4 protein-coding genes and 1 tRNA gene are annotated in these 4,325 nt (G+C 53.0%); all 5 read left to right on the top strand.

The window, feature by feature from the left end:
• The first annotated feature begins 28 nt into the window (after nucleotides 1-28).
• The 5 genes from AAAB35_RS14400 to AAAB35_RS14380 all read left to right on the top strand — a co-directional run bounded on the left by AAAB35_RS14400 (nucleotide 29) and on the right by AAAB35_RS14380 (nucleotide 3,598).
• Nucleotides 29-104: transfer RNA gene (locus AAAB35_RS14400), tRNA-Ala, on the top strand.
• Nucleotides 105-203: 99 nt separating this feature from the next.
• Nucleotides 204-731 carry a DUF6538 domain-containing protein gene (locus AAAB35_RS14395; protein ID WP_340668973.1) on the top strand — a complete coding sequence of 176 codons (528 nt, stop codon included), beginning with the start codon at nucleotides 204-206 and terminating at the stop codon, nucleotides 729-731.
• Nucleotides 728-1,891, top strand: a complete 1,164-nt coding sequence (locus AAAB35_RS14390; RefSeq protein WP_340668972.1) for a site-specific integrase — start codon at nucleotides 728-730, stop codon at nucleotides 1,889-1,891. The genes AAAB35_RS14395 and AAAB35_RS14390 overlap by 4 nt, the downstream gene beginning before the upstream one ends.
• Nucleotides 1,892-2,154: 263 nt before the next feature.
• Nucleotides 2,155-2,694: a hypothetical protein gene (locus AAAB35_RS14385; protein ID WP_340668971.1), complete on the top strand. Its 540-nt coding sequence runs from the start codon at nucleotides 2,155-2,157 to the stop codon at nucleotides 2,692-2,694.
• On the top strand, nucleotides 2,609-3,598 hold the full coding sequence (locus tag AAAB35_RS14380) for a hypothetical protein (protein WP_340668970.1): 990 nt from the start codon (nucleotides 2,609-2,611) through the stop codon (nucleotides 3,596-3,598). The genes AAAB35_RS14385 and AAAB35_RS14380 overlap by 86 nt, the downstream gene beginning before the upstream one ends.
• Nucleotides 3,599-4,325 lie beyond the last annotated feature (727 nt).

Here is a 4,325-nt window from a genome sequence, read left to right as displayed (position 1 = left end):
CTTCCGGAGAATCCGGCCCGTCTGCGACGGGGCCATAGCTCAGCTGGGAGAGCGCTTGCATGGCATGCAAGAGGTCAGCGGTTCGATCCCGCTTGGCTCCACCACTACCTAGTTATATAGTTGATTTCCCTAAAAACCTTTTGATTTCAATGCCCTGGTTTGGCAAAGTGGTACACAAAAGTGGTACACAAATGCGGTGGGCCTTGTCGAAGAAAGCAGAGAACCTTCAGCTCAGAGGCAGCATTTATTGGTTTCGCCTTCGAGTACCCGATGAGCTACGCCCATTGGTTGGCAAAACAGAAATCAAGAAATCTCTCAAGACCGGTGACCTGAGAGAAGCCAAGCTTCGCGCACGCTATGAACGCGTAAGGCTGGATGCAGAATGGGAGCTATTGCGCGGGAGGCTGCGACCGAAGCGCGATTACAGTCTCTCGGACCGCGAAATCTGGTACCTCGTATCTAATTGGTTTATCGAGAAGGAGAGAAAGAGCGTTAGTTCCAGCGGCACTTACCTCGAAGGCGATGATGCGCACTATGACTACGCAATGTCCATATCGGAGGAGAATGTGGCTCCCGCTGCTTATCAGGCGGCGAAGACAATATTGACCGAGGAAGGATTAGAGTTTGATCCATCGTCAGATGGCAGTCTGCGCCTGGAGAGAGTTCTTCACCCTGCTATCATTGAGATAGCGAAACGCGACTTTCAGCGTAGTGTGCGGGTGCGCAGGTGAGTCTTGATCCTCAATTTGCAACCCTCACGGCCCAAACAACTTTGCAACCGGTTGCAAAATTCACCTTGAAAAAACTGATGCAGCAGTTCCGAAGCGATGCGACAAAAACTCCGCTTGCTGGAAAGTCGGCCAAAAAGCGGGACGCCCAATGGGCAATAATCAAGGCATTTTTCAATGAAGATACGCCGATTGATCGTATTGATCGGCAACGTGTGCGGGAGTTCATGGCGCTAATTGTAAAATTGCCTAGCAATGCATCCAAGCATTTTCCAAACGCCACGATATTCGAAGCCATCGAGTTCGGGGCAGGGAGGGAGTTGCCGGTCCTCTCGATAGATACCGCCAATGGGTATTTGCGCCAGTTGGGCGCGTTGTTCCGCTTTGCAGCAGACGAAGGTTTCGTCGCGAACGATCCGACGAGCGGCTTGTTGTTCCGTGGCGAGAAAGTACGAGCGAAAGACCGGCGCGATCCCTTTACCAGCGATGAACTGACCAAGATATTTAGCGCGCCTATATATACCGGCTGTGTCGATGACGATTATGGGTATGCAAGGCCCGGCCCGAACATGCCCCGGCGTGGCCGCTTTTGGATACCACTTATCGCGCTGTACACGGGAATGCGTCTCAATGAGATCTGCCAGCTAACCCTTGATGACTTCGTAATCGAAGACGACGTGGACATCATTCTCATTCGCGGGGATGATGATGGAGAAACCAAGCGGATCAAGACTGCTGCTGGTCAACGTTTTATTCCGATCCACAGTGAACTCCGGCACGTCGGCCTTCTTCGTTATGTGACTACGCGCCGTGAGAAGAGTTTAGCGACGGATGTTCTGTTTCCGGAGTTGCCGCTGGGCTCCACAGGCTATCGTTCCGATCCGTTTTCCAAGTATTTCGCGCGCTTCTTAGATCACGTGAAAATCAAGGACAAGAAAAAGGTCTTCCATTCCTTCCGACATTCTTACCGTGACGCGCTGCGCGAAGCGGATATATCGATCGAAAAGGTACGCGCACTTGGCGGATGGTCGGGAAAGAACACAGAGGATCATTACGGTAGTGGACTGCGCGCGAACACGCTAGCCGAGGCCATCGAAGATATCAGTTATCCAAAACTTGATCTTTCACACTTGTACCAGCCGAATGTCCGAGGCGTTTTATAGGAACAAATTATCGCCTCGGGCGGGGCAGGTTTTCTTGCCGGACACACTGTCGAACTTCTAAGTCTCCTAAACTTCCTGTTGCAGGTGAGGGCAAGACCCAGCATTACTCCAACGTAACATGGATGTCTAGAGTAAGCTGAATACTCAAGCAAACAACACTCTCTTCGTCAACAGTAGAGTATAATATAATTCTTCGTTCTATTGTGAATAATTGATGCATATAGTACGATTGCACAAGTCGCAACTCCGTGGAATTACCAATCATGTTTACTGCAAAGAGTACCGTCGTTCCGCTGGACCCCTCAACACGTTCTGAGTCAGGCAGCGGCGATCTAAAAAATCCTCGGGTCCAGCAGGAAATCATTCGTGCGTTCAACCGGATATGGCGGGCACATATGTCTCTGGCCGAGTACGGTATGATGGGCTTCATCCTCGACGCCACCATTGGCTGGGGCTTTACCAGCCGCCTATTCACTTCACGCTTTATCGAGAATGGTGACCAACGCCATTGCGGTACCGGACTGACGGATCGCTCGATTCGCAGGACCATCGCCAATCTCGAAGCCAAACGCTTCATCGTTGTAGACCGGTCGGATATGACCAAAGGTCTGCGCATCACTCCAAACATCAACTGGACCCCGGAGGAAGCGATGCTCCCCGTGTCAAAGAGGCTGAAACAGGCTCAAGTAGCTGCCGCTCACAACTCTGGGATGGACGATGGCCGGTCTGAAACTCACGAAAATACGGTTGCTACCCCGGACAAAAATGTCCGCCCCCTCCGGCCAAAAATGTCCGGACATTAAAGATGATTTTCTTCAAGCTGATCTTTCTAAGTCGAAAGAGACTGCGACCCCCGGCAAGCCGGAGGCGCAGAACTGGGTTTCAGAAAAAGGACTTTTCTCGAAGCCAAGCCTTAAACCGGCGAAGCCGTCTTCCCGGAAGAAAGAGACGTCCTCCCCGGTTGCGCCCGCCCCCTCCTCCAACGGCTGGAATGATCCAAAGCCCGTCAAGATCGAGCCGCACCGCACGATTTTGAAACCGGCCGCAATCGAGAAAACCTTTCGCCGTGCGTACGACGTCGAGAACGCAGGCATCTCTGGCGCAATGTTCGTAAGGTGGACCGAGAAGGAGATGGGCATCCTGAATAAGACTATCCTCTCGCGCTGGGAGGACACCCCCGAAAGCTGCCACAACATGTTCGAGTGGATCGTCCGCGACTGGTTTATGATCCGCAAGAGGCTCTTCAGTTGGATGGATCGGCCCGGCAAGGAAGGCGCTCCGAAGCTGCCGACAATCAGTTTCATTTGCAGGCAACGGGCGTGGATCGTCCCGGCGTGGCATGGCAACAAGCAGGCGGAATGGGTGGCGCAGATCGATGACGTCGAGGAACGCCGCGTCCAGAAGTTGCTGCTCGAAGGGCACTCCCGCGACGACGTCTTCCTAATAATCGCTGAGGAACGGGCCAAGGAGAAAATGCGCGAGGAGAATGCCAAGAAAACAGCCGAAGCCGCACAGATGCTTGGTACCGCCCGGATCATCCAGCAGAAGCTGAAAGAGCAGCGGCGCTGGGGCGTGGACAATCCGCATCCGTCGTCGCAGATCGCACAGCGCCTGCGCGAGGAACAGGCAAAAGCCGCTGCCCCCGCACCCAACGAGCCGATCCCGTCGCTCGACGAACTGATGAACGTCCCTTTCCGTGAAGAGTAAGACCATGTCTGAAATATCAGCCACAACAGAAGCTAGACTTCATATCGTAGTGCCTCTGGCACTTGTTCACAGAGTTGACGAGGCTGTGCTTGCTCGCAGGAAAATGACCGGACGAGCAGTCTCCCGAAATGCAACAATTAATGAGCTCTTAGCTCATGCGCTCGCGGCCGAAGAAGAGAATTCAACCAGCAGGACACGGCGTCCAGAACGTCGTTAAGAGGTGGAAGGCAAACAAATGAACTCAGCCTTATTAGCATCAGCATATCTGCTTTCCGGCCTTCTCTACTTTACTTGGATGCGTAAGTCCGTATCAAGTGACGGAGTCGACGACATGCTAGATGCTATGCTTTCTCCGCGCCCCGACGCTCGTAGCCTTTCCGCATTGGCGGTGTTTACTTTCTTCCTGTTATCTTGGCCGGGCTTCCTCGTCGGCGCGTGGATTTACGAGTATCTTTTCCGGGGCCGATAAGAGCTAACTGTCCCGAGTTTGAAACTGGTTGCAAAACGCTGGGTCGATAAATCTGTTTTGCAAGCAGTTTCAATGTTACCAATGCGCATCTTCTTCTAACATCTTGCGCGTCATAAACGTTATCATTGTCAGACCTAGATGGGGTAACGGGCTGCCAGGCCAACTGCTCACTTCACTACGGCGATTTTGAGCGGCGCGCTGCGCTCGCGGTTTGCTTGGTAAGACGGCGGTCGTCCCTCACACTGATGGTGTGAACGG

Source organism: Phyllobacterium sp. (genome assembly GCF_037994425.1).
Classification (GTDB): Bacteria; Pseudomonadota; Alphaproteobacteria; order Rhizobiales; family Rhizobiaceae; genus Phyllobacterium.
Note: the sequence above shows the minus strand (reverse complement) of the source record. Positions and strands in the feature narration are given on the sequence as shown.